This is a genomic window from beta proteobacterium MWH-UniP1 (assembly GCA_036362785.1).
Taxonomy (GTDB): Bacteria; Pseudomonadota; Gammaproteobacteria; order Burkholderiales; family Burkholderiaceae_A; genus Lacustribacter.
In genome coordinates, this window is record CP143625.1 from 1,567,672 (window position 1) to 1,591,536 (window position 23,865).

The 23,865-nt window shown below is 55.5% G+C and carries 26 protein-coding genes and 2 tRNA genes; 12 read left to right on the forward strand and 16 right to left on the reverse strand.

What is annotated here, in order from left to right; translation table 11 throughout:
• Window positions 1-4: 4 nt before the first annotated feature.
• Window positions 5-928: a histone deacetylase family protein gene (locus AOB54_07675; GenBank protein WVN41354.1), complete on the reverse strand. Its 924-nt coding sequence runs from the start codon at window positions 926-928 to the stop codon at window positions 5-7.
• Between the two features lie 78 nt (window positions 929-1,006).
• Here AOB54_07675 and AOB54_07680 point away from each other — a divergent pair.
• Window positions 1,007-1,082, forward strand: a tRNA-Arg gene (locus AOB54_07680).
• A 21-nt stretch (window positions 1,083-1,103) separates the two neighbouring features.
• On the opposite strand, the gene AOB54_07685 is transcribed toward AOB54_07680, so the two are convergent.
• The 12 genes from AOB54_07685 to AOB54_07740 form a co-directional block, all read right to left on the reverse strand.
• Window positions 1,104-1,631: a hypothetical protein gene (locus AOB54_07685; protein ID WVN41355.1), complete on the reverse strand. Its 528-nt coding sequence runs from the start codon at window positions 1,629-1,631 to the stop codon at window positions 1,104-1,106.
• Window positions 1,632-1,660: 29 nt separating this feature from the next.
• Window positions 1,661-2,563, reverse strand: coding sequence for a cysteine synthase CysM (gene cysM / locus AOB54_07690; protein WVN41356.1), 903 nt, complete (start codon window positions 2,561-2,563; stop codon window positions 1,661-1,663).
• The gene (locus AOB54_07695; GenBank protein ID WVN41357.1) at window positions 2,560-3,477 is read right to left on the reverse strand and encodes a hydrogen peroxide-inducible genes activator; all 918 of its coding nucleotides are present in this window, start codon (window positions 3,475-3,477) and stop codon (window positions 2,560-2,562) included. The genes cysM and AOB54_07695 overlap by 4 nt, the downstream gene beginning before the upstream one ends.
• A gap of 1 nt (window position 3,478) precedes the next feature.
• The gene (locus tag AOB54_07700) at window positions 3,479-5,644 is read right to left on the reverse strand and encodes an ATP-dependent DNA helicase RecG (GenBank protein ID WVN41358.1); all 2,166 of its coding nucleotides are present in this window, start codon (window positions 5,642-5,644) and stop codon (window positions 3,479-3,481) included.
• On the reverse strand, window positions 5,645-6,040 hold the full coding sequence (locus AOB54_07705; GenBank protein ID WVN41359.1) for a RidA family protein: 396 nt from the start codon (window positions 6,038-6,040) through the stop codon (window positions 5,645-5,647).
• 45 nt (window positions 6,041-6,085) lie between these two features.
• Window positions 6,086-6,673: an NnrU family protein gene (locus tag AOB54_07710; protein WVN41360.1), complete on the reverse strand. Its 588-nt coding sequence runs from the start codon at window positions 6,671-6,673 to the stop codon at window positions 6,086-6,088.
• 22 nt (window positions 6,674-6,695) lie between these two features.
• Complete coding sequence (locus AOB54_07715; GenBank protein WVN41361.1) at window positions 6,696-7,925, reverse strand: CaiB/BaiF CoA-transferase family protein; 1,230 nt, start codon at window positions 7,923-7,925, stop codon at window positions 6,696-6,698.
• Entirely contained in the window at window positions 7,915-8,832 is a 918-nt protein-coding gene (locus tag AOB54_07720) for a hydroxymethylglutaryl-CoA lyase (GenBank protein WVN41362.1), read from the reverse strand. Before AOB54_07720 ends, AOB54_07715 begins: the two co-directional genes overlap by 11 nt.
• Before the next feature lie 58 nt (window positions 8,833-8,890).
• Complete coding sequence (locus tag AOB54_07725) at window positions 8,891-10,387, reverse strand: O-antigen ligase family protein (GenBank protein ID WVN41363.1); 1,497 nt, start codon at window positions 10,385-10,387, stop codon at window positions 8,891-8,893.
• Between the two features lie 19 nt (window positions 10,388-10,406).
• A tRNA-Thr gene (locus AOB54_07730) sits at window positions 10,407-10,482 on the reverse strand.
• Between the two features lie 101 nt (window positions 10,483-10,583).
• A complete protein-coding gene (ispH, locus tag AOB54_07735; GenBank protein ID WVN41364.1) occupies window positions 10,584-11,543 on the reverse strand; it encodes a 4-hydroxy-3-methylbut-2-enyl diphosphate reductase in 960 nt (319 codons plus the stop codon).
• A 13-nt stretch (window positions 11,544-11,556) separates the two neighbouring features.
• Window positions 11,557-12,033 carry a peptidylprolyl isomerase gene (locus AOB54_07740; protein ID WVN41365.1) on the reverse strand — a complete coding sequence of 159 codons (477 nt, stop codon included), beginning with the start codon at window positions 12,031-12,033 and terminating at the stop codon, window positions 11,557-11,559.
• Between the two features lie 57 nt (window positions 12,034-12,090).
• On the opposite strand from AOB54_07740, the gene radC reads away from it, so the two are divergent.
• The 3 genes from radC (at window position 12,091) to rpmG (ending at window position 13,240) form a co-directional block, all read left to right on the forward strand.
• Window positions 12,091-12,732 carry a DNA repair protein RadC gene (gene radC / locus AOB54_07745; GenBank protein WVN41366.1) on the forward strand — a complete coding sequence of 214 codons (642 nt, stop codon included), beginning with the start codon at window positions 12,091-12,093 and terminating at the stop codon, window positions 12,730-12,732.
• Window positions 12,733-12,808: 76 nt separating this feature from the next.
• Window positions 12,809-13,042, forward strand: coding sequence for a 50S ribosomal protein L28 (rpmB, locus tag AOB54_07750; protein ID WVN41367.1), 234 nt, complete (start codon window positions 12,809-12,811; stop codon window positions 13,040-13,042).
• Between the two features lie 30 nt (window positions 13,043-13,072).
• The gene (gene rpmG, locus AOB54_07755) at window positions 13,073-13,240 is read left to right on the forward strand and encodes a 50S ribosomal protein L33 (protein ID WVN41368.1); all 168 of its coding nucleotides are present in this window, start codon (window positions 13,073-13,075) and stop codon (window positions 13,238-13,240) included.
• A gap of 66 nt (window positions 13,241-13,306) precedes the next feature.
• On the opposite strand, the gene AOB54_07760 is transcribed toward rpmG, so the two are convergent.
• Complete coding sequence (locus tag AOB54_07760) at window positions 13,307-14,647, reverse strand: Gfo/Idh/MocA family oxidoreductase (GenBank protein ID WVN41369.1); 1,341 nt, start codon at window positions 14,645-14,647, stop codon at window positions 13,307-13,309.
• 92 nt (window positions 14,648-14,739) lie between these two features.
• Here AOB54_07760 and AOB54_07765 point away from each other — a divergent pair, with 92 nt between their 5' ends.
• The 5 genes from AOB54_07765 (at window position 14,740) to AOB54_07785 (ending at window position 19,054) form a co-directional block, all read left to right on the forward strand.
• The gene (locus AOB54_07765) at window positions 14,740-15,375 is read left to right on the forward strand and encodes a response regulator (GenBank protein WVN41370.1); all 636 of its coding nucleotides are present in this window, start codon (window positions 14,740-14,742) and stop codon (window positions 15,373-15,375) included.
• A 144-nt stretch (window positions 15,376-15,519) separates the two neighbouring features.
• Complete coding sequence (locus tag AOB54_07770) at window positions 15,520-16,002, forward strand: spore coat U domain-containing protein (GenBank protein ID WVN41371.1); 483 nt, start codon at window positions 15,520-15,522, stop codon at window positions 16,000-16,002.
• Between the two features lie 8 nt (window positions 16,003-16,010).
• On the forward strand, window positions 16,011-16,526 hold the full coding sequence (locus AOB54_07775) for a hypothetical protein (protein ID WVN41372.1): 516 nt from the start codon (window positions 16,011-16,013) through the stop codon (window positions 16,524-16,526).
• 4 nt (window positions 16,527-16,530) lie between these two features.
• On the forward strand, window positions 16,531-18,762 hold the full coding sequence (locus AOB54_07780) for a fimbria/pilus outer membrane usher protein (GenBank protein ID WVN41373.1): 2,232 nt from the start codon (window positions 16,531-16,533) through the stop codon (window positions 18,760-18,762).
• 49 nt (window positions 18,763-18,811) lie between these two features.
• On the forward strand, window positions 18,812-19,054 hold the full coding sequence (locus AOB54_07785) for a hypothetical protein (protein WVN41374.1): 243 nt from the start codon (window positions 18,812-18,814) through the stop codon (window positions 19,052-19,054).
• Here the strand turns inward: AOB54_07785 and AOB54_07790 are convergent.
• Window positions 19,051-19,830, reverse strand: a complete 780-nt coding sequence (locus AOB54_07790) for an SDR family oxidoreductase (protein WVN41375.1) — start codon at window positions 19,828-19,830, stop codon at window positions 19,051-19,053. The genes AOB54_07785 and AOB54_07790 overlap by 4 nt on opposite strands.
• Window positions 19,831-19,890: 60 nt before the next feature.
• Between AOB54_07790 and AOB54_07795 the strand changes: the two genes are divergently transcribed.
• The gene (locus AOB54_07795; GenBank protein WVN41376.1) at window positions 19,891-20,478 is read left to right on the forward strand and encodes a YqiA/YcfP family alpha/beta fold hydrolase; all 588 of its coding nucleotides are present in this window, start codon (window positions 19,891-19,893) and stop codon (window positions 20,476-20,478) included.
• A gap of 46 nt (window positions 20,479-20,524) precedes the next feature.
• Here AOB54_07795 and AOB54_07800 read toward each other — a convergent pair whose 3' ends face one another.
• Window positions 20,525-21,898: an MFS transporter gene (locus AOB54_07800; GenBank protein WVN41377.1), complete on the reverse strand. Its 1,374-nt coding sequence runs from the start codon at window positions 21,896-21,898 to the stop codon at window positions 20,525-20,527.
• Window positions 21,899-21,996: 98 nt separating this feature from the next.
• Between AOB54_07800 and miaB the strand changes: the two genes are divergently transcribed.
• Window positions 21,997-23,355 carry a tRNA (N6-isopentenyl adenosine(37)-C2)-methylthiotransferase MiaB gene (gene miaB / locus AOB54_07805; GenBank protein ID WVN42806.1) on the forward strand — a complete coding sequence of 453 codons (1,359 nt, stop codon included), beginning with the start codon at window positions 21,997-21,999 and terminating at the stop codon, window positions 23,353-23,355.
• The gene (gene ybeY / locus AOB54_07810) at window positions 23,356-23,850 is read left to right on the forward strand and encodes an rRNA maturation RNase YbeY (protein ID WVN41378.1); all 495 of its coding nucleotides are present in this window, start codon (window positions 23,356-23,358) and stop codon (window positions 23,848-23,850) included. It abuts the gene before it with no gap.
• Window positions 23,851-23,865 lie beyond the last annotated feature (15 nt).

The window sequence follows — 23,865 nt, forward strand, 5'->3', positions numbered from 1 at the left end:
GGCCTTAGCCCGACAGCAAGGCATCCACATGGTGGGCCACACCGCGGGCCAGGGCCTCCACGTGATAGCCGCCCTCGAGCGACGACACAATGCGGCCGTCACAAGTCTTTCTTGCGACCTTCACCAGCTGCTCCGATAACCATGCATAGTCTTGGTCAGTCCATAACAAGTGGCTCATGTCGTCTTCACGGTGGGCATCAAACCCAGCAGAGACCAAGATCAACTCCGGCTGAAAGGCTTCAATCGCCGGTAGCCACTGAAACTGCACCGCCTCGCGCATGGCCGTGCCGTCGCTATAGGCTTCAAGTGGCACATTGAGCATATTGCTGCCCATGGGGATATCGCCTGTGAACGGATAGATCGCACTTTCAAAAGTCGATACCATGAAGACCCGCTCTTCATTGGCGAAGATCTCTTCTGTGCCGTTGCCATGGTGCACATCAAAGTCAACAATCACAATTCGCTTCAGGCCATGCACTTCCATGGCATGTGCTGCGGCCACTGCAATATTGTTAAAGAAACAAAACCCCATCACGGCATTGCGCTCGGCATGATGGCCAGGGGGGCGGACCGCACAAAAGGCATTGCGGGCCTTGCCGGCCAACACAAGATCTACCGCCTGGATCACTGCGCCCGCCGCCAAGTAGCCGGCATTAAGTGTGTGGGGGTTCATGGCGGTGTCTGGGTCCAGCGCCTGATAGGGCTTGTCTTTTGGCGAGGCCGCCACCAGCCGATCCAGGTGGTCCATGGTGTGGACCCGCAGAATCGCCTCGTCACTGGCGTGGGTGGGCTCGTGCATGTCCAAAAGGGGCAGCAGCCCCTTACGGGTCAGGTGGTCATGGATGGCCCACAGCCGCTCGGGCGACTCGGGGTGATGGGGCCCCATCTCGTGCTTAAAGAAAGCGGGGTGCGAAAAAAAAGCCGTCATAGCTTTAGTTTACGATAAGGCCCTGCCCACGCTCGACATGTAGGCGTGGCCTATCTTGGATATAGATCAAGGTTTCCCGCCTCCGTAGCTCAGTGGATAGAGCATCCCCCTCCTAAGGGGAGGGTCGCACGTTCGATTCGTGTCGGAGGCGCCAGTTATTTGCAGCGCCGACTGATTAAACCGAGACCGGCACCCGCACGTGATCCGGCCCCACCAGATAGAGATCGTCGGTGTACTGGCTTGGTGGCTCGCGATTTAACTCCACACCGTTATAGCCAACACCCACCAGGCAGCGGAAGCTGCCATCTGGCACTGCGACTTCGCCCGTTAAAAACTGTAATTTCTCGGGGCTGAATCGGCCTTTAATGTCGAGCCCCCAGAAGGCTTCCGGTGTCCAGGTGTCTCTGACCAAGTAATACCCCTTGGGGTTAGACACGGCATGCCGCACCACCGGTGCTGGGCATTTGCCCAGGATCTGAATCGCCAGGTCAGTCCGGTCTTTGCCATTGACCTGCACTTGAAAATTAAGGGCATCCACGTCAAACGTGAACCCGTAGAGCAGGGTCTGAGACATCAGGTCTTCTTCCAGTGAAGCCCACGCCTTGCTGTGTCGACCATCTTTTTTAATTTGGTTGTACTGGGCTTTGGTGATCTCCATGATCATGATGTCGCACTCAAAGCCTTTAACGATGACTTTACTCATAGCAAATTTGTTTAGTCAGAAATAAATGATTAACCAGGGAAAATGCCCGTTGAAAGATAACGATCACCACGATCGCAGACAATGAACACGATTCTTGCGTTTTGCACTTCTTGTGCGATTCGCAATGCAATCACTGCTGCACCGGCTGCCGAAACGCCACAGAACAAGCCTTCTTCTTTCGCCAAACGGCGCGTCATCTCTTCGGCCTCTTGCTGTGACACTTCTTCAATGCGATCAATAAACGCCTTTTGCCGAATGGGTGGGATGTAATCGGGCGACCACTTCCGGATACCAGGAATCGACGATCCATCGCTTGGCTGCGCCCCCACAATCACCACATTCGGGTTGCGCTCCTTTAAGTAACGAGACACACCAGTAATCGTTCCCGTAGTACCCATTGCCGAAATAAAGTGGGTGACGGTGCCATTGGTCTGCTGCCAAATCTCTGGCCCGGTGGTCTCGTAGTGCGAGATCCAGTTATCGTCATTGGAAAACTGATTCAAGACCTTGCCCTTGCCATCGCGCTCCATCTGGTCGGCCAGGTCGCGGGCGCCTTCCATGCCCTGGGCCTGGGTGACCAGAATCAGTTCGGCACCAAAGGCCTTCATGGTCTGGCGGCGCTCTAGCGACAGGTTATCCGGCATGATGAGCACCATGCGATAGCCGCGCATGGCCGCAGCCATGGCCAATGCAATACCCGTGTTGCCGCTGGTCGCCTCGATCAGCGTGTCGCCGGGTTTGATCTCGCCGCGGGCTTCCGCCCGCGCAATCATCCAAACCGCAGGCCGGTCTTTGACCGAACCAGCTGGGTTATTGCCTTCTAGCTTGCCCAGCAAAATATTGCCGCGCGTGCGGTTCACTTCCCCTGCGATCCGATCAAAGCGGACCAGGGGCGTGTCGCCAACCGACTCTTCTAAGGTTTTGTAGTTCATAGTTTTACGCAGCCGGGCAGATCCACCGACAAAATGGTTTTACGCAGGGCTTCAATGGCCTGGGTGCGCGTGAACGATTTGCGCCACGCAAGCAAGACCCGCCGATTGGGCACGGGTGCCTTAAAGGGAATAAATTTCAACAAGGGGTCGTCTTCATTGGAAATCGACATCTTGGGAAGCACGGTCACACCCAGGCCCTCGGCCACCATGTGGCGGATGGTTTCAAGCGAGCTTCCTTCGACAGTTTTTTGAATGCCAGCAGAGTTGGCTGAAAAACGCGCCGCTTCGGGGCAGACTTCGAGCACTTGGTCGCGAAAGCAGTGGCCAATACCAAGCAACAACATGGTTTCCTGTTTCAGGTCGACCGATGCGATGGATGATTTCTGGGCCCACGGGTGTTTTCTTGGCACGGCCACCACAAAGTCTTCGTCGTAAAGCGGTGCGGTCTCTAAGCCAGAATCATCAAAGGGTTCCGCTAAAACGGCCACATCAAGATCACCGGTGCGCATCATTTCCAACAGACGCACTGTAAAGTTTTCCTGCAAGATCATCGGCATCTCGGGATGCTGATCAATCATGGATTTGATAATGCGCGGCAAAAGATAAGGACCAATGGTGTAGATCACACCAAGCCGCAGAGCGCCCCGCAGCGGATCCCTTCCGTGATCGGCCACTTCTCTAAGTTGACTGGCCGCATCCAAGACACGTTGGGCCTGCTGCACAATCTCTTCGCCAATTGGCGTGAGTGTGATTTCAGTGCCGCCGCGCTCAAAAATCATGACGCCCAATTCGGACTCGAGCTTTTTGACACTGACCGATAACGTGGGCTGGCTGACAAAGCAGGCGTCGGCCGCGCGGCCAAAATGCTTTTCACGCGCCACCGCAACGATGTACCGAAGTTCTGTCAGAGTCATGTCATCCGCTTGCCAAAAGTGATTCTTTTCCAAAGGCCCAACGATCTACCAGGGCATCCAGAGCCCCCGCTGGGGCCCCGCCCGCCACTGGCCCCTTGCGGGACCCTTCGGCAGCCATCAATTTTGCCGCAAATGCGACAGCTTTCTCGACCAACAAGACATCTTTCTCAAGATCGCTGTAGCGCAAAGAGGGCACCCCCGACTGCCGCACCCCCAGAAACTCTCCCGGCCCCCGCAGGGCCAGATCCCGCCTTGCCACCTCAAAACCATCATCGGTCTCATACAGGGTCTTCAGACGCTCTTTGGCAAGATCAGACAAGGGCTCATCAAACAGCAGGATGCAAGTGCTTTGCTCCGAACCCCGGCCAATTCGGCCACGAAGCTGATGCAACTGGGCCAGGCCAAAACGCTCAGCGTGTTCAATCACCATGAGTGTGGCCTTGGGCACATCCACGCCAACTTCAATCACCGTTGTAGCTAACAAGAGACGGGACTCCCCGCGGCTAAAGGATTGCATGGCCGCCTGCTTGTCTTCAGCACTCATGCGGCCATGGACCACCGCCAATTGATCGCCAAAAAGTGGCTCCAGCCAAGCCTTTGCGGTTTCAATCGCCTGCAAGGCAGACTCTTTGCCCTCGCGCTCCGCCTTGGAAGTCGACAGCACGGTGTCAGACACCATCGCGGTGTCTGACACCGTGGGGAACTCCTTGCCTGGCTCGTCGGAAGCCGCCTCGATCACGGGGCAGACCCAATAGGCCTGGCCACCCTGTGCCAGAAAATCACGGAGCCGGTCAGCAAGTTCTTCGCGCCGACTAGATGACATCAACTTGGTGATGATCGGCTGTCGATTGGGTGGCCGCTCATCCAAAACTGAAACATCTAGATCGGCAAGATAGGTCATGGCCAGGCTACGTGGAATGGGCGTGGCCGACATGCCCAAGACATGCGGCACACGGCCAGCATGCGCACCTTGACCACGTAGTGCCAAACGTTGCCCAACACCAAAGCGGTGCTGCTCATCTACCACCACCATAGAGAGCCGATCAAAGCCCACATCTTTTTGAATCAAGGCATGGGTTCCCACAACAATCGGGATTTCACCGCTCGCAATTCTCTCCAACATTGTGCGCCGCTGCCTTGCCGGCAGGCCACCTTTGAGCAAGACCACCTCTGTGCCCAAAGCCGAAAACCAATCGTTAAATTTCTGAAACAACTGTGCTGCCAGAATTTCAGTGGGCGCCATGACCGCCACCTGACCACCAGAGCCCACAGCAAGCGCTGCCGCCAATGCGGCAATCACGGTCTTGCCGCTGCCCACATCGCCCTGGAGTAAGCGCTGCATGGGCTGGGCTGATTGCATGTCGTTACTGATTTCCGCCCAGACCCGCTCCTGGGCCTTGGTGAGAGAGAAAGGCAAATGCTTGCGAAGCCCCTTGACCAACTGATCATTGCTCAACGATTCAGCGGACTCATTACGCCGCAGACGACGGGCACGCCGCATGACCACCTGTTGTGCCACCAACTCGTCAAACCGGATGCGATCCCATGCGGGCCCCTCTCGGCGAACGATCTGCTCTAAAAGACCGCTTGATTCTGAATCGGCTGGCGGTTCATGCAGCAGCCGAATGGCCTGGGGGAGTGGCATCAGCCCAAACGCTTTCAATTGATCTGTCGTCAGCCACTCTGTTGGCATGGCAACACTTGCTGCACGGGCCACCGCACGCCGTAAGTTCAACTGCGAAAGCCCCGCAGTCGTGGGGTACACCGGTACCAGTGGCTGCTGGCCAATCACTTCTGTGGTGAGCCAACCCGATCGAATACGGGGGTGAATAAATTCAATGCCTGCCAACGACTTGCGTGCATCACCCAAGACGCGAATCTTGTGGCCCACGGGAAAGGCGTTTTTCTGTGCGTCTTTGAAATAAATAAATCTAAGAATCGCACTACCGGTGTCGTCTTCAACTTCAACCACCAACATTCGCCGGGGCCGAAAGACAATGCGGGCCGATACTACCGTGACCTGGACCTGTGCAAACTGCCCCGGTACGACTTGGTTAAGCGTCAAGACCTGCGATTCGTTTTCATACCGCAGTGGAAAGTGCAGCAGCAGATCCACCCAACGGGTGATGCCAAGTTTCTGGATACCCTGGGGGAGCGCTGCTGACAATTACGACAAGACCATTATGGCTTCGGCTTCAAACGCCACACCACGGGGCAGACTGGCCACGCCCACTGCAGCACGTGCCGGATAAGGTTGCGTGAAATACTCCGCCATGATTTCGTTCACCTTGGCAAAGTGGCCAAGATCCGTCAGGTAGAGATTGAGCTTCACCACGTTGTTCAGCGACCCACCGGCGGCCTTGGCCACTGCGGCCAGATTTTTAAACGCCTGATGAATTTGCTGGGCCACACCATCGGGCGAGTTATCCCCCACCACCTGCATGGTGACGGGGTCCAAAGGGATCTGGCCAGAAAGCCACACGGTGTTGCCAACCGCCACGGCCTGGGAATAAGTGCCGATCGCCTGTGGTGCCTGATCGGTTGCGATAATTTTCTTTTGCATAAGAGTTTCCAAAAATAGTGTTTTCTATCAACAAGATTCGACGTTTTAACTTGCCAAGACCAGCGGCCGCACGCCAATCAACCAGGCATGCCCCTGGAACACAAACCAGGCCCATACGCCAGCCCCGACCACAACAGTAATGAGTGTGCTGAGCAATTTACCCTTGGGCCGGACCACGCCTTCACGCTGATCACGCTGACGCGCCGCACGAAAACTCAGGACCGCCCAAATCAACAAAACACCAAACAGAATCAGATCAGCCAGGTTGCCATTGGCCAGCAGGTGGGAAAAGGCCCAAATCTTGACCGACACCACCATGGGGTGACCAATCTTGGCCTTGATCCCATTGCCTGGCACATAGGCCGCAATCAGCAAAATGAACGCAATCAGCATCAGTAAAGACACCAGATGCGAGATCCAAAACGGGGGCTGCCACAAGATGACCGGTGCCTGCCGGGCCAGGCCATACCCCATCACGATCAGTACAAAGCCAACCAAGGAGATCACCGAGTTCAGGCCCTTCCATGGCATCTCACCAAGACGGGCCACCATCTGACTGCGCCAACCGTCAGCAAAGATTCGCAACGAATGCGCACCAACAAAAATAATCAAACCAAGAATCAGATAGGTCATAAGACTTCCTTAAAAAAGATAACTAAGACTTCAGTTTAACGATACCGTCACGCGACAGCGTTTCGATCTGCGCCTGGCCATACCCCAGGCTTTGTAACAGCTCAACCGTATGTTCCCCCAGAAATGGCGGCTCTAGCCGCACACCCAGGCGTTGCCCATCCATGACCAAGGGTAATAAGGGCGAGAGCCCCTGGGTTGTGTCCGTCTGCGGATCCGGGATGCGGACCCTGGACAGACCACCCGTGGCAAGAAGATGGGGATCTTCTAACAACTCGTGGGGTTTGCTAATTGGTGCATAAGGCAGCCCTTTGGCCTCGAATCGATCGGCAAGCGCTTTGGCAGAGTATGCGGCTAGCCGGCTGCGCAAATCAGGGATTAGCCAATCGCGGGCCTTGACCCGCTGATTGTTCGTTTCAATGCGAGCGTCTGCCAAGAGATCTTGAAAATCAAATTCTTGGCAGAAGATTTTCCAGCTGGTGTCGGTCACCACCGCCAGAAAAATCTGCTCACCGTCTTTCACTGTAAATACATCGTAAATGCCCCAGGCCGATATCCGGCTGGGCATGGGCGCTGCGGGTTTTCCAGTCACCGCGTACTGCATCATGTGCTGGCCAATCAAAAAGATATTGTTTTCAAAGAGCGCACTCTGCACTTCCTGACCCCTGCCCGTGATGTCACGACTCCGCAAGGCGGCAATGGCACCCAGCGCTGCAAAAATTCCGCCCATCATGTCGTTCACCGAAGCGCCTGCCCGCAGTGGCTGGCCCACAGGGCCAGTCATGTAGGCCAGGCCACCCATCATCTGCACCACCTCATCGAGTGCGGTGCGATGCTCATAAGGGCCAGGTAAAAAACCCTTCATGGAGACATAAATGAGTCGCGGATGATCTTTCGAGAGCTCGGCATAACCAAAACCCAGCTTCTCAATCGTGCCGGGCTTGAAATTCTCGGAAACGATATCGGCAGTCGCAATCAGTTCTTTTGCGATGCGCTTGCCAGCGTCTGTTTTGAGATCCAGTGCGATACTTTTTTTGTTTCGGTTGTAGTTGGGGAAAAACCCCGCACCAGAGCCCAACAAATGCCGTGTGTTATCGCCTGCAATCGGTTCAATTTTGATGACCTCGGCCCCAAGATCACCCAACACCATGCCGCAGGTTGGCCCCATCACCATGTGGGTGAACTCCACCACCCGAACACCTGCCAACGGCAGTGCCTCAGACTGATTTTCAGGCGCGCCAGAACTAGCCGGCATGGGCAAACCCCTTGGGTAATCCAGCGGCCGGCAACATGCCATAGGTCGGCTCATCGGGCAGGCCACGCGCAAACACATCACGGGCAAGCATCAGTTTTTCGAGATCAACACCCGTGGAAATTCCCATCGACTCGAACATGAACACTAAGTCTTCGGTGACCACATTGCCCGACGCACCCGGTGCAAATGGACAGCCGCCGATGCCGCCCATAGAACTATCAAAAATACGAATGCCCGCCTGATAGGCTGCGAGCGCATTGGCCAGGCCAAGGCCGCGAGTGTTGTGCAGATGGGCACTGGTGCAACGCTCGCCAATCTCGGCGCGCAGCCGCTCAAACAAACGGCGGACCTGGGCTGGGTTGGCATAGCCGGTGGTATCGGCCAGGCCAATTTCCTCCACGCCCAATTCCACTAACTGGCTTGCCAGCCGCGAGACCGTGTCTTCTGACACAGGACCAGCAATCGAACAGCCAAAAGCTGTCGATAAACTCGTTTCAATCTGAACATGCGGATACTGGTCTTGACGCAGAGCCAAGATGGCAGCAACTTCATCCAGCATCTGGGCATGGGTTTTTCGAACATTGGATAGCGAATGGGCCTCGCTTGCCGAAAACGGAATAGTGATCTTGTCAACGCCAGAGGCAAAGGCTGCCGCTGCGCCCTTGACGTTGGGCACGAGTGCAGTCACCAAAAGATCTGGCAGGCCCTTCGCATAGGCCACAACTTGCGCAGCGTCGGCCATCTGGGGCAGCAGCTTTGCCGGAACAAAAGAGGCCACTTCAATTTCGCGCAGGCCTGCATCGGCCAGGCTTTTGATCCAGGCACATTTGTCCTGCGTGGCCATGGTGCGCGCAATCGACTGCAGCCCATCACGCGGCCCCACTTCACTAATTAATACTTCTGGCATGGCCAAGACCCCATGGTTCGTCGATCACTTACGTTTTAAAAAATACGCAACAGAGAAATTATGACCCGTCTTTGGGGGGCGGGTTCTGCGGGGTGCCCGGCATACGCTTTACCGGCTGCCAGCGATCCATGCCAATGATGCCCTGGGACCAGAATCGCGGCTGCAGATGTCCCGAAACACCTGAAAACACAAACTGAACCATCCGAGTATTCAGGTGGGGCAGATCCGACACCACACGGTGGCCCAATACCCCAAGGCTGGCCCACAGCAGTGTTAGTGCCAGCCCTTTCTGCAAACGAGAAGGGGGTGATGACAACACGCCTTTGGGCCAATGCAAGGCCAAACACCAGCCTGAAATAATGGCTAACCAGAGCTGGGTATAGGGCATGACCAACACACCATCGACCAGGCTCTGCGTGAGCGACGCCACCAAGGCAGCAGCCACGCCCACACGAAGCACGGATGTGTCTGACTGCGAAGCGCTTTCCACACGAATTCTTCGAAACACTGCGATTGCTGCCGTGGTGATGAGGCCAAGTAGAGCAATCGCAGAAGGCAGACCCCACTCGGCCGCCCACTGCAGAATCGACTGGTGTGGGTGGGTCGCGTTGTTGTTGATTACATCGGCAAAGTGCATGGGGCCATTGCCCAGAAGTGGGTTGGACACCATCAAATCAATGGCCTGCTGCCAGATGACTTCCCGGCCAGACAGCGATGTGGTGAGCCGTGTGGCTGCATGACCAGACACTTCAGTGGACCACTGCTTCGGGATGACCGTAAACAGCCACCAATACAGCAAGAGACCAATGATCACGGCCAGGGCTTGAACAACCACCCAACGGCGCGCATTACTGCCCAGCCACAGCATTATCAAAATAGCCGTACCAATACCCAGCCAAGTGCCGCGTGTGCCGCAGGCAATTGCCAATAACCACCACAGCGCGAGCAAGACAAAGGCAGGGGCAGCGTAACGGCGCAGCCGATCTTTACTCATCACCGCCACAGCAAGCATTGGCAGCGTGAGCGAGACGAATTGGCCAAAGAACCGCGGGTTGGAAAACCCAGTAAAAATATCGTGCACATTCAGCGCACGATCACCACGGACAATCAGGCCGGCGTAAGTCGCCAAATCACGCGATGTCAGCGCAGCACAAATCAGGCATATCAGGCCCAGAATTCCATAGTCCACCCATTGCGGACTTGCGCGGCGAGCCAGGGCTATCGCATAGGCCAGACCCATCAAAGCAAAAAATAAGCCCCACTCGACCAAGGCCCAGATTGGCTGCCGCGATAGCGCAGCAGACAGTAGACCAACTACCGCAATCGCCAAGACAACGAAAAAGGTTTTGCGGGGCAGCGATGGGAAAGTTGCCGATGGCCGCAGGGCGTAAATAGTCAGGCCGAGTGCCGCCAACCCAAGGATCAGTATTTCGCCAACACGCTGGCTGTCATGCCAAAACAGTGTGATTTGAAAACGCCAGAGCGGCAGCACAAAGCAGAGTGCCGCAATGAGTAGCCCAAAAAGATAAAAGATCCAATCGCGGCGCGTTAGCAAGGATTGACCTTTAGAAAAGTGGTGCCGATGAGAGGAGTCGAACCCCCGACCTTCGCATTACGAATGCGCTGCTCTACCAACTGAGCTACATCGGCCTGGCCAAATTCATGGCGTTTTGGGGCCAGGAGCGCCCCGGAAAGCCGGCAAGTTTAAATCAAACCCCGAAATAAATCCTTGCCGGCCCAGCGCCCGCGGGTTAGTTCAGGCCCTTGGGCATTGGAAACTTCACGTGCTCTTCCACGCCCGGCAGCTTGCGAACGACCGACGCACCGCACCGCTCGACCGCTGCCAATAGGCCCTGCACCAGTTCTTCCGGTGCCGAAGCACCTGCCGTGATTCCCACCCGCTGAACGCCATCAAGCCACTCGGCCTTGAGCTCACGGGCACTACCGATCAGATAGGCAGGCACGCCAAAGCGTTCGGCCACTTCGCGCAGACGGTTGCTGTTCGAGCTCGTTGGGCTGCCAACAACCAAGACCAGATCGACCTCTTTGGCCAAGGCCTTGACCGCATCCTGGCGGTTCTGGGTGGCATAACAAATGTCACTTTTCTTGGGCGCCTGAATACCGGGGAATTTCTTTTGCAAAGCCTGAACAATCACATCGGTGTCATCTACCGAGAGCGTGGTTTGACTGACATAGGCCAGCTTTCCTGGCGTCTTCACGTTTAAGGTTTCAACGCCATCCACGTCTTCGACCAAATACATACCGCCTTCGACCTGGCCCATAGTGCCCTCTACTTCAGGGTGACCCGCATGGCCAATCATCACAATCTCATAACCCTCGGCCCGTAGTTTTTTCACTTCAATGTGGACCTTGGTCACCAGCGGGCAAGTGGCATCAAAGACTTCAAGTTGTCGCTCGCTGGCATGGTCGCGGACTTTTTTGGACACGCCGTGGGCACTCATGATGACCCGCGCACCAACGGGAACCTGTTCCAGGTCTTCGACAAACACCGCACCCTTTCGGCGCAAATCCGTGACGACATGATCGTTGTGCACAATCTCATGCCGCACGTAAATCGGCGCACCAAACTTTTCCAAGGCACGCTCGACAATATCAATCGCCCGCTCAACGCCGGCGCAAAAGCCACGGGGTTCAGCCAGCACGACTTCCTGGAGTTTTTCAAAACGAATCGGCGATTCAGTCACGGCCACGCGATGCCCTTTCTTAGAGAAGACCAATGATTCGGACATCGAACCGTAGCGTCTGTCCTGCCAAGGGATGGTTGAAATCAAACACAGCCGAATTTCCTTCCCAACCCTTGAAAACGCCTGCCACACGGCCACCCGAGTCGTCTGGTGTCGGAAACTCCACGACATCCCCAGGCTCAATGGTCTCATCTTCTTTGGCGTATTTATCCATCAGTTGTTTGCTGATTTTTTGCACCAAATCTGGGTTCCTTGGCCCGAAGCCATCGTCGGGGCCAAGTTCGTAGGAGCGCTCATCGCCCTCGTTCAAGGCAATCAGGCAACGCTCCAATGCTGGAGAGATCTGGCCCTCGCCCACCTGAATCGTGGCAGGTTTGTCAGTAAACGTATCGAAGATCACATTGCCATCGCCCAGCGTGAGTCGGAAGTGAAGCGTTACGTGGGAACCGGGCTGGATGCCGGATACGGCATTCCCGTCAATCGATGTAGGCGTCATGAACGATAGTCAATTTCAGAAAAGTTGCAGATAGTCCCTGATTTTAGGCGCAAGGCAATGTTTGGACCCAGAGAAAAATTAATGGCCCGCGGGGTCAAGAGTTTGGAAGATGCCGAGTTATTCGCCGTCTTGCTCGGCACCGGCGTTGCCGGGCGATCCGTCACCCAACTCGCTCACGACTTACTCAACCGGTTTGGCAGCATTCCCGCCACCCTGTCGGCCTCTTGGGAAGAACTGCGTGAGCTGCCCGGGATTGGCTCTGCCAGATTCGCGATGCTTCAGGCCTGCCTGGAACTCGCCCGCCGGTCGTCTTATCGGCCAATAAGTGAGCGGCCACTAATAAATAGCCCCGGCGCGGTCTCAGAGTTCCTGATGGCCCACTTGGGCGGGCTTCCGCATGAAGTCTTCGCCGTTTTATTTTTAGACGCCGGCATGCGGCTGATCCGATTTGAGCAGCTCTTTGTGGGTAGCCTGACCCAGACCAGCGTCTACCCCCGGGAAGTCGCAAGGCGTTGCCTGCAGCTCAATGCAGCGGCCATCATCGCCGCCCATAATCACCCCTCGGGCGTGGCCGAACCCAGCCGAGCCGATCAATTATTGACCACTAGCCTGCGCCGAAGCCTGGCCGTCTTAGAAATCGAGCTTCTGGACCACCTGATCGTGGCTGGGGACAGGACCGTGTCGGCTGGCGGCATTTGACCTAAGTCTTTGTTTTCTCATAGAATCTCGGTCTTTGCCGAAATCCGGCAGCCCGAATTAAATCAGAGGAAAAATCATGGCGCGTGTATGCCAAGTAACGGGGAAAGGCCCCATGGTTGGGAACAATGTATCCCACGCCAACAACAAGACCAAGCGTCGTTTTCTGCCCAACGTACAGTACAAGCGTTTCTGGGTAGAAAGTGAAAACCGTTGGGTACGCCTGCGCGTTACCCCGGCTGCTGTTCGCACCATCACCAAAAATGGCATTGATGCTGTTTTGGCCGATCTGCGTGAGCGCAACGCACTGTAACCAACCCTCTACTGATAACCGAGAACAATCATGGCAAAAAGCGGCCGCGAAAAAATCAAATTAGAGTCCAGTGCTGGCACGGGCCACTTCTACACCACCACCAAGAACAAGAAGACCACGCCTGAAAAGATTGAGATCAAAAAATTTGATCCCAAAGCTCGCAAGCACGTCATGTACAAGGAAACCAAGATCAAGTAATCAGTATCTTGGCCCAATAAAAAACCGCGACATCTCGCGGTTTTTTATTGTCCAGTCGCCACATCACTAAGCGACAAACAAACTCTCCATTTCTTTTCGTAAACGATAAGCCGTCTGCGTTGGATCGATCTTCACGTCGTCCCACGTGAGTGACTGGCCTGCCGGCACATCGCGCACCAGCATCAGGTTGTGGGCTAGCCCCAGGGGCAGTCCACCAATCTGCTTTGATCTTTGCGCTGACAGCAGTTTGCCGTGAACGGTGTAACCACCTTCGCCGTCCAACATTTCTCCGGCCTTGAGATTGCGCTTTGCCGTTGCCACAACATCGGCATTCCAGCCAATCGCGGCACCCGTGGATTCTCCACGCAGGGCAACAGACGCTACAGAGATACCGACCTCTAGGCCAATCAAATGCCAACGTTTATACATGCAGGCGTACCGACCGGATGGATCAGTGCGGACCATGTATTCCTTAAAGCAATTACGGATGTATTCAGTGTCGCCTTCAAAAACAACAAAGACACCGAATCGAATGTCATAAGGAATCACGCGACCATCTTTTTCCAGAGACGACACCACTTCGACCTGGCCCTTTTGATGCAGTACACCGCCCTCACTGATGGGTCGGCAGACAAAGGGGATGTCATCTACTGATGCCGGCGGATAGGTGAGTCCGTCAGGTGGCGCAACGAGACCCGTGGCGTTACAGATTGCCGTGCTCTCAATCGCAGGCTTCGATCCATCTAAAAATGAGTTGAACATTTTCGGATTCAAACCACCGATACGCGCCTGTTCCGGTGACAAGCCGTAGTAGCCCCATACGGTTTCCGGTGTGGACTGCGCGAAATGCGGCAACCACTTGTGGCCCCGGCCAGCCGCCACCACGGAAAAACCTGCGGTACGGGCCCAGTCCACCAACTCACAGACCAAGGCGGGCTGGTCACCATAAGCAAGGCTGTAGACAACACCATTTTCCGCCGCACGCTTGGTGAGAAGCGGGCCGCAAAAGGCATCTGCTTCCACAGTGACATTGACCACATGCTTGCCATTTGCAAACGCCAACAAGCAATGCTCGACCGCAGCGATGGGGTGGCCTGTGCACTCCACCACCACATCTATTGCAGGATGTTTAACCAGCGCCTGCCAATCGTCACCGATGTAAGTTTTTCTTTGGGCAAGTGCCTGGTCAATGGATGCGGCAGCGTATTGCTCGGGCTGCCAGCCAACGCGGGCGAGATTTTGTTTCGCGTTATCCGGTGATAAGTCTGCAATGGCGACCAGATGCAAGCCCGGCGTCTTGGGCACCTGGGCCAGATACATCGAGCCAAACTTGCCGGCGCCGATGAGACCCACACGAATGGGTTGTTGCTGCGCTTCTCTTTGCTGCAGTTTTGTATACAGATTCATGCCAAACCTTTTGCTTTGATTTTTTTCAAAACTATTTCAGATTTTATTTGTGCAATCTTGTGCCGTACATTCTTATTTGATACAAGTCGCACATGACTTTAAACCGCCCCTTCCAACCAACCCGGGTACTGATCGTGGAGGACGAACCCGAGTTAAGAAAAATTCTCCGCGCCTTGATTGAGTCGATTGGTTTTCCGGTCGACGAAGCCACCAACCGACAAGACGGTCTTGCCATGTTAGGCGGGGATCGCGACATTGGCATTGTATTGCTTGATTTGGGTTTGCCGCCCGCAACCGACAACTACTCCGAGGGAATCTTGTTTCTACAGAAGGCACAAACGCGGAGCAGCCTGACCAAGGTCATTGTCCTGACTGGCCGGGACACCCCGGATGTGGCGCTCCAGGCAATTGAGTACGGCGCAGCCGACTATCTGACCAAACCCTTTGATGGGGCATCACTGGTCAATGCGGTCAAACGGGCGGCGTTTTACCACCAGAAACAATCGATCTTGTTGGAGCAATCAAAGGTGTCGATTCATTTGGTGGCCGACACATCGAAAACAGATTCGGTTCAATGCCTAAAGGATCAGACCATGAGTCAACTGATTCGCACTGTGTTGACCGAGGTTGATCACAATATTTCCAAAGCGTCCCGCCGCCTGAACGTTTCCCGCGAACATTTGTACTACTACATTAAGAAATACGACATCCATCGGCCAGAAGAATGACCCGTAAGGCCACCTGACACTGTCCACTTGCCCGACTAGGCGGCCCCTACGCGCCTGCGGAACATGGTGTTGTCACTCGGGCATTTTTGATTTGCATCCCACCGCCTGAGTGAGCACCACCGGTTCAACACACAGGAGGCAATGATGGCAAAAGGTTTTTTGATTCGGCATGTAGCAGCACTAGGCGCCCTGGCCCTAACCGCACTACCCGCGCTGGCCGACAGCAACAGTGCGAGTTTTGATGTGACGGTTCAGGTTCTTGCGAGCTGCTCAATCAGTTCTAGCAACATGACGTTTAGCAGCATCACAACTGGCACCACATCAAATTCAGATGCCGCCTCATCACTGACAGTGAATTGTTCGTCAGGAACGCCGTATACGATTGCTCTCGGCAACGGTAGTAACTACATGAACGTCCGCAGAATGGCATGGGGTGGTAGTTACCTAAACTACCTGCTTTATCAAGACAGCGCGAGAACGGCGGAATGGAACGGCGTCTCCACGAAGGCTGGAACGGGCAACGGCTCTGATCAACTTTTCACAATTTACGGTCGAATTCCGAGCGGTCAAACCTTAACCAACACGGGTAGCTACGGCGACACCGTCATCGCAACCGTCACTTACTGAGGTGCGCCATGACCACACCTCTACTTTTTTGGTCGGACGGCGTTCGTTCCTCGTTGATCAAAGTCTTCTTGGCGAGCGCTTTTGCCATCACTCTATCGCCACACGCGTCTGCGGCATTACAAATTACGCCACCTCAGCTCGCACCTGACGACCAGGGGGTGATCGCCACCGAAGTTAAATCCAGCCTGGCATCATCGTCCCGTTGGTCGGTTCGGGTCATCCCCTGGGACCCAACCCAGCCTGAGACTACTGCAGCAGGTGCCATGCCGGTCTCGATCACCACGAACACGACCAACACACCAGAGGTCGAGATCTCGCCACGCTTTTTCTCCCTGGCGGGTTCCGGCCGGCAGGTTATCCGGGCAAGAGTGACTGATCGCTCTCGGCACTATCGACTGCTGATCGAACAAATCCCCGACGACCAGCCTTCTGGCAAAGGCGTGAACTTTCGCTTCCGTTTCAGCCTGCCCATTTACCGCTCAAGCCAGGACCCACTGATTCCGCGCGGCATAGTCATCCAGTAACGCCATGCTAGAGGCCGCATGGCTGCTGGCCGCGATTGAGTTAAACGGCGCCTTGATTTCGCGTGGCGCGGGCGCCCAACTCACCGACCGCGACTGCGTGGTTGAGGCCCGCGTGATTGCCAAACATTTGGCACCAAAGTATCGCAAGGCAATCAGCCAAGGTGACAAATGGCGAACCGAACCCAAACACTGCAGCTTCCACCCCGCCGAGGGCCTGCTGCGCATCAAACTGCCACAGCACCACCTTGCGAAAAAAACCTTGTCGCTCGGGGAACCCTCAAGCCAGGTCAGCATTGCCCTGCTGCACGATGCAAATCTTTTATCCCAACACCCTGAGTACGCGAGCCAACCTGCAACACGCGCTATCCCCGCTGCAGCCGTTGATGTATTTCTGGGCTCTGGACTCAACGGCCTTGGGGCCGCCATCACCCATGGCCCCTGGTCTTTGCAATCACTCCATCAGCGACCAGAAAAAAGTGCCTCGATTGGCCGCACCACTGCCGAATACTTTTTTGTAAATGGCGCGCAAATTCGCGTTGGAGATTTTCGTACCGAGTCTGGCCCGGAACAACGCTTTGGCGAATATCGTGGCCTGTTACTGACCAATCGCGCCGCGCCACTTCGGGGCGATGGCAAAGCCGAGGCCTCTCTTTCGATTGCCAGCCCGTCGCGGGTACAGTTTTTCGATCGCAATGGCGTGCCGGTCTATGCCAGCGAAATTCTTGCGCCCGGCAACTATCAAATCCAGGGGTTTGGGGCGAGTACGCTGCCTGGTTTTTTGGAAGCGCGGCTGGTGGACATCAATGGCATCACCCAGTCCGTTACCCTGCCCTGGTCTGCGGACCGCCGACTGCTATCGGCCGGACAGACCGAATGGGAGGTGTTTTCCGGCAAGATGCGGCAGACCCAAGGCGGCCTTGGCCAACAGCCCACCCACTCCGCAAGGGTCCGTTACGGCTTGAATCAAAACTTCACCGGCGGCATCTATTTGCATCGTGATGCCAACCAGCACAACGAAATTCTGGAAATCAATTCACGGGCAATACCAAGCCTTATTGGCACCCTGGCCATTGGTCAGACCTGCCCAACAAACCAAACGAACCAATGCCAAGCCACATGGTTTACCGAGGCAAGAACCTCGGTCCAACGCGGTATCAACATCATTGCCAGTGCAAGCCACACCACACCCCATGGCGATCAACAACAACGCCAACGCACCGCCTTTCTTGGTCTGACCGGCGCTCTTCATGCGCGGGCAAACGGCGCAGTGCAATTTGCCCAATCAGACACAGACGGGGGTAGCCGCCAATCGGCCAAAACAATGTCGCTAACCGTTCGACTCACACCCCAGGCCAGCCTGCAGACCCAGATTCGCCACCAGCAGACCGATGGCTCGGCATCAGTTTGGTCGGGCTTTGTGGGACTGACATTTTATTTTTCAAGCCACAAGACATCGGTGAGCAGCTACGCCAATCTAAGATCGTCTGAGTCGGGCAAAAACAATCAGCAGCAACTCACCCTGCAGGCGAATTACGGAAGCGGCAGCCTGTATGGCCCACAAATCAATTTCGCCCACACTCAAGACCAACGGCCAAAGTCCGATGCATTCCTGCGTTACGCCAGCCCCTTTGGTGATGCATCACTGCACGCCAACAGCCAATCTGATCGCAGTAACTGGTCCGCCAGCACCCGACTCTGGTGGACACAAGAAGGCGTTTTATTCACCCCTGCGGGAGACGACAACCTGGTGATCCAAAACCTGGGCCTGCCATCCATCCGCGTGCGCCACTCTGGCCGTGACCAGCAAACAACCGGCCAAGACGGCAGGGTCATTTTCCGAAAGGCGCCTCCTTGGACCGACAGCAGTTACACCATTGATGCGAAATCAATGCCCTTTGGTGTCCACCTGGCCACGGGGCGGGTTCGCATTCCGTTGGCTGCCAACCGCGCCTATCTTGTGGACTACCGTGGGCTGTGGTCTGCGGCCAAAGCATGGCGCATATCCACACCAAACAATGACGCCTTGCCCGAAGGCCTAACTTTAAAAGATCGCTTTGATCGCCCTGTCTTTGTCACGCCCGATGGCTATGTGGATCTGCAGTCCAGCGACCAGTTACCGCTGACCGGCCAGGCCGCGAATCGCACAAGCCTGCAATGCCGCCCAGTTGCCAGTACCGCCAACGCTGCTGAAGTCAAACTTATCTGCCAACCAGCCGGCCCCTTCAACATGTTTTAAATCGGCGACAATAAAGGCCTTCTTTTAGACCTTTCTTATCGCTTGTCGAATGCCATCTCACGTGACTGATCCGCGTCGTCTCGCCCACGACATTTACAATCAGCTGGCCATCATTTCCGGACACGCTAGTCTCTTGCAGACGAGTCCCAACCTGACCCAAAGCGAACAGGCGGCACTTCATTCAATTGCCCATGCAACGCAGATCATTCAACAGCAGGTGAGACATCTGGCCAAACCGGCACACACCACTGCCTTGCCAGACGAGAAAACAGCTGAAGTCGTTGCGCCCTAACCGCGACCAACAAACGGCATCTTGGTGGCCATCACGGTCATGAACTGCACGTTTGCGTTTAACGGCAAGCCCGCCATATAGGCCACGGCATCGGCCACGTCTGAGATCTCCATGCGCGGTTCCGCCATGCGGGATCCGTTGGCCTGAAGCGCGCCTGCGCCAAAGCCAGTGGTCATTTCAGAAGCTGCATTGCCAATATCAATCTGGCCACATGCAATATCAAAGGGCCGCCCATCGAGCGATAAGGACTTGGTCAAGCCGGTAATGGCGTGCTTGGTCGCGGTATACCCCACCGACTGTGGACGTGGTGCATGGGCCGAAATAGAACCATTGTTGATAATTCTGCCGCCCTGCGGTGATTGTCGGCGCATCTGACCAAAGGCAGCGCGGGCACATAAAAAAGCGCCGGTTAAATTCACGTCGACCGAGGCCCGCCAATTTTCAACAGACAACTCATCAATCAACTGACCCGGCGGAAAAATGCCGGCGTTATTGAATAACAAATCAAGCCGTGACCAACGGCCCACGATTTCTGCAAACACGCGGTCAACATCTTGTTCATCTGCGACATCCCCCATCAGGACCAAGGCACGGTCCTGAAAGCCCTCTGCGGTTTCCGCAAGCGGTCCCTGGCGACGGCCCATGAGCGCCACCTGCCAACCGAGCGTTAAGAGTTTTCGGGCCACACCACGGCCAATGCCGCTTCCCGCACCCGTTACCAAGGCAACGCCTGGGCTGCGACCCGCTAAGGATGTGGTTGATTGGGGAGTGCTCATTGACTTTATCCTTCTCAAGTAAGATTGCTGATCACCAATAGCCGACAGTGTAAATAGAAATTGAAAACAATCAGCGTTCTCTACCTGCATGGGTTTCGCAGCTCTCCCCAGTCGTCCAAGGCTGTCTTGATCGGCCAAGACTTGGCCCGCGATCAGGTTGATTACTGCTGCCCTGCGCTGGACATCGCCCCCTTAACGGCGATGGCGCAGATCAATACTGAAATCGAACAGCGGCTAAATGCAGGACATGCGATACGGCTGATTGGCAGCTCATTAGGCGGTTTTTATGCCAGCGCAGTCATGGAGCAACACCCACAGCGTAGCGAATTTAAAGCGGCGCTTCTTAACCCAGCCCCATGGCCGGCCCGGGATCTGGCCCCCTATGTTGGCGACTTACCGGCCTGGCATAGCCAGGAAGTACTGCATTTTCGCCAGGAATATATTCACGACCTGAAAGCACTTGAAGTGGGGATCTCACAGCCAGAGCGCTATCTTTTGGTTGCCGCCAAAGGCGATGAGCTATTGGACTGGAATGAAATGGTGGCCCGCTACCCGGGCGCACGCCACCACATCATTGAGGGCTCTGATCACGGCCTCACAGACTTTGATCAACACTGGCCAGCGATCAAACAATTTCTATTGCGCTAAGTAAGCAACTAATGAAATAGTTTTTTTACGCCGAACCAACGAGCGGCTAAACAATTTCTGTTGAGCCAGAGTCCCCGTTGGCCGACAACGCATCCCGCCGGCCACGCGCAAAATCCACACGAAATAAAAGCACCAAACCAAGCAAGAAAAACAGACCTGTTGTCAGCATGGCAATTCGATGGGCATTGCCGGTAAGCCAGGTCACCAGGCCATAACTCAGTGGCCCCAAAATGGCCGATAAATTCACGGCCACACCCCAGAGCCCAAAGGTCTCTGCCTCGCGGCCGGGCTTGGCCAAATACGCCATGGCCGCACGCGCACCGCTTTGTGAGGCACCCATGGCAAGCCCCGCAAAGTTTGCAGCCACCCAAAACATCTCCACTGTGGTGGCCTGCCAGGCTACCACAACCATTGCCAACCAAGACAAAAGCGCCGCTGCAAGACCCTTGGTATGGCCGAGCCGATCTTGAAAAAAACCAAATATCCACGCGCCGATCGCTGCAGTGATGTTGACAATCAGAATCAGAAAAATGGTCTGGGTCATGGAAAAACCCATCACCTGCTGGGCATAGACAGCGGCAAGCGTGATCACAGTCTGAACACCAGCGTGATAGACCACCACGCAGATTAAGAACCTACGCAAATCAGGCTGATGCTTTGATGCCTGCCAAGTCTCGATCAGCCGGCCCCAACTGGCCGATATCCACTGCTGGACAGTCCATTGTTCGGTGTGCGGCAGGGCAATGGCCCGGTCGCGGACCACCCGCAGGGCTGGCCAGCCCACGATTAAAAATAGTGCTGCGGTGGCCAGCATCGTGCCCCCCATCAGGGTCTGCCCACTCATGTCATAAGCGCGGGCCACAGCAACCCAAATCAATGACAGACCGAGTGCCACCAACCCGCCCAGATAGCCCCAGGCCCAGCCATAACCCGATACCCGGCCAAGCGCCTGCGGCCGAGCGATTTCCGGCAAAAACGCAGCCGTCATATCTTGGTGGGTGGCATAACAAAGATTCGACACCACCAAGAGCAGGGCCGCCCACCACCACATGCCGGGCCCAACGCTCGCCAGCAGAGCGGTCGCAATCACGCAGCCGACTGTGGCCCAAGTCAAAAACATTTTCTTTCGGGCACGCAGGTCCGCATAGGCGCCAATGAGCGGCGCAGTCACCATGACCAAGAGATAACTGACTGCCAGAATCGTGGTCCACACCAGGGTGGCCGCGTGATCATCCGCCATCACGGTCGCCACAAAATAGGCGTTGAATACCGCGGTCAAGACCACGGTGGTGTAGCCAGAATTCGCAAAATCCAGGCTTGCCCAGGCAAAGACCTCTTTTCGGGTGACCCCGTCGGCCAGGGACGCACCAAGACCATTGCCGCCCTTCGGTTCTGGCGGTGGCCCTGACGGGGGTGACACTAATCGCGTTTCGTGGCTTTGCTTTCGCATAGAGCGTGATCATGAGGCAAAATCGGGCCTGCGTCCTCCAGTTCAACCCCTGGCACGACGAAAATCAGATGACCGACACCACCACAAAATCCGCCCCCAAAAAAGTATTCGTGCGCACCTTTGGCTGCCAGATGAACGAATACGACTCCGACAAGATGGTCGACATCTTGAACGCTGCCGAGGGCGTCGAGCCCACCAATTCCGCAGAAGATGCCGACATTATTTTGTTTAACACCTGCTCGGTGCGGGAAAAGGCCCAGGCCAAAGTCTTTTCTGATCTTGGCCGTGCGCGAGAACTCAAAGAACTCAAACCTGATTTGATTATTGGCGTGGGCGGCTGTGTTGCCTCCCAAGAAGGCGACGCCATCGTGCAACGTGCGCCCTATGTCGACGTGGTGTTCGGGCCACAGACCCTGCACCGGCTGCCCGAATTAATCAAGGCCAGGCGCCTGACCCGCAAGCCCCAGGTTGATATTCGTTTCCCTGAAATCGAGAAGTTTGATCACTTACCGCCAGCACGTGTCGAAGGGCCAACCGCCTTTGTCTCGATCATGGAGGGTTGCAGCAAGTACTGCAGTTTCTGTGTGGTGCCCTACACCCGTGGCACCGAGGTCTCGCGACCACTCGAAGATGTCATGGCGGAAATTATTGAGCTCACCGAAAAAGGCGTGCGCGAAGTCACCCTGCTAGGTCAAAACGTGAACGCCTATCTGGGCTCACTCGATAAGCACGACCCCAATGCCGAAAAGGCAGACTTCGTCACCCTTTTGGAAATGATTAGTGGGCTCGATGGAATCTACCGTATTCGTTACACCACATCACACCCCCAGGAATTTACCCAGCGCCTGATCGATGCCTATACGCGACTGCCCAAGCTAGTCAGCCATGTCCATCTGCCCTTTCAATCCGGCTCAGATCGTATCTTGGCGGCAATGAAGCGCAACTACACGGCACTGGAATACAAATCGATTATTCGGCGCTTAAAGATCGCCAGGCCCGATATTTCGCTATCCACCGACATTATCGTGGGCTTTCCTGGCGAAACCGAAGCAGACTTCCAGGCCACCATGCAGTTGGTGAACCAGGTTGGCTTCGATACATCCTTTAGTTTTATCTACAGCCCGCGGCCTGGAACACCCGCATCCGACTTAAGCGATGACACGCCACGCGAACTAAAACTCAAACGCCTACAAGAATTACAGGCCACGATTGAAGCCCATGCCATGTCGATCAGCCAGTCGATGCTCAATACCGTCACCAAAATTTTGGTCGAAGGCCCGTCGCGAAAAAACCCAGAAGAGTTGCAGGGCCGAACCGAAAACAATCGGGTGGTCAATTTCCAGGGTCACCCAAGATTAATTGGGCAGTTGATTCCTGTGCGCATCACGCAGGTCTATCCGCACTCCTTGCGGGGCGAAGCCGTTTAAATGGTCGGCAGACAAAACCCTGCTGCGCCACGCTTCCCCGCAGTGCCAGCGCTTCGTCTGTCGGTGCAATTTAGCAAAGGGGCAAAAACCGCGCATTGGCCGCTCTCAACACCCCGCATGCGGCGCATGATCCTTGCGGCACTTGCCAACCGCTGTGTCAGCGCAGAACTGACTGTCATGATTGTTGGTGAAGCGGAAGGCCGACAGCTCAATGCCGCCTATCGAAAAAAAGACTACGCCACCAATGTATTAACTTTTAATTACACGTTGCCGCCAAACGTGCACGCAGATCTGGTGATCTGCCAGCCCGTGGTGGCCAAAGAGGCGCGGACTCAGGCCAAACGCCTGGACCATCATGCAGCCCATCTTCTGATTCATGGCAGCCTTCACGCCTGCGGGCTGGACCACATGAATGACCGAGACGCCGAACAAATGGAGACGCTCGAAGTGGCGCTTTTGCGTCGCTTTCGCATTCCTGACCCGTATTCCACATAAATCGGTGCTATTCCC

Bases quoted from the DNA above. Each gene is read 5' to 3' on its own strand.
- AOB54_07675 (WVN41354.1), bottom strand. From the start codon at position 928: ATGACGGCTTTTTTTTCGCACCCCGCTTTCTTTAAGCACGAGATGGGG.
- AOB54_07685 (WVN41355.1), bottom strand. From the start codon at position 1,631: ATGAGTAAAGTCATCGTTAAAGGCTTTGAGTGCGACATCATGATCATG.
- cysM (WVN41356.1), bottom strand. From the start codon at position 2,563: ATGAACTACAAAACCTTAGAAGAGTCGGTTGGCGACACGCCCCTGGTC.
- AOB54_07695 (WVN41357.1), bottom strand. From the start codon at position 3,477: ATGACTCTGACAGAACTTCGGTACATCGTTGCGGTGGCGCGTGAAAAG.
- AOB54_07705 (WVN41359.1), bottom strand. From the start codon at position 6,040: ATGCAAAAGAAAATTATCGCAACCGATCAGGCACCACAGGCGATCGGC.
- AOB54_07710 (WVN41360.1), bottom strand. From the start codon at position 6,673: ATGACCTATCTGATTCTTGGTTTGATTATTTTTGTTGGTGCGCATTCG.
- AOB54_07715 (WVN41361.1), bottom strand. From the start codon at position 7,925: ATGCCGGCTAGTTCTGGCGCGCCTGAAAATCAGTCTGAGGCACTGCCG.
- AOB54_07720 (WVN41362.1), bottom strand. From the start codon at position 8,832: ATGCCAGAAGTATTAATTAGTGAAGTGGGGCCGCGTGATGGGCTGCAG.
- AOB54_07740 (WVN41365.1), bottom strand. From the start codon at position 12,033: ATGACGCCTACATCGATTGACGGGAATGCCGTATCCGGCATCCAGCCC.
- radC (WVN41366.1), top strand. From the start codon at position 12,091: ATGTTTGGACCCAGAGAAAAATTAATGGCCCGCGGGGTCAAGAGTTTG.
- rpmB (WVN41367.1), top strand. From the start codon at position 12,809: ATGGCGCGTGTATGCCAAGTAACGGGGAAAGGCCCCATGGTTGGGAAC.
- rpmG (WVN41368.1), top strand. From the start codon at position 13,073: ATGGCAAAAAGCGGCCGCGAAAAAATCAAATTAGAGTCCAGTGCTGGC.
- AOB54_07760 (WVN41369.1), bottom strand. From the start codon at position 14,647: ATGAATCTGTATACAAAACTGCAGCAAAGAGAAGCGCAGCAACAACCC.
- AOB54_07765 (WVN41370.1), top strand. From the start codon at position 14,740: ATGACTTTAAACCGCCCCTTCCAACCAACCCGGGTACTGATCGTGGAG.
- AOB54_07770 (WVN41371.1), top strand. From the start codon at position 15,520: ATGGCAAAAGGTTTTTTGATTCGGCATGTAGCAGCACTAGGCGCCCTG.
- AOB54_07775 (WVN41372.1), top strand. From the start codon at position 16,011: ATGACCACACCTCTACTTTTTTGGTCGGACGGCGTTCGTTCCTCGTTG.
- AOB54_07780 (WVN41373.1), top strand. From the start codon at position 16,531: ATGCTAGAGGCCGCATGGCTGCTGGCCGCGATTGAGTTAAACGGCGCC.
- AOB54_07785 (WVN41374.1), top strand. From the start codon at position 18,812: ATGCCATCTCACGTGACTGATCCGCGTCGTCTCGCCCACGACATTTAC.
- AOB54_07790 (WVN41375.1), bottom strand. From the start codon at position 19,830: ATGAGCACTCCCCAATCAACCACATCCTTAGCGGGTCGCAGCCCAGGC.
- miaB (WVN42806.1), top strand. From the start codon at position 21,997: ATGACCGACACCACCACAAAATCCGCCCCCAAAAAAGTATTCGTGCGC.
- ybeY (WVN41378.1), top strand. From the start codon at position 23,356: ATGGTCGGCAGACAAAACCCTGCTGCGCCACGCTTCCCCGCAGTGCCA.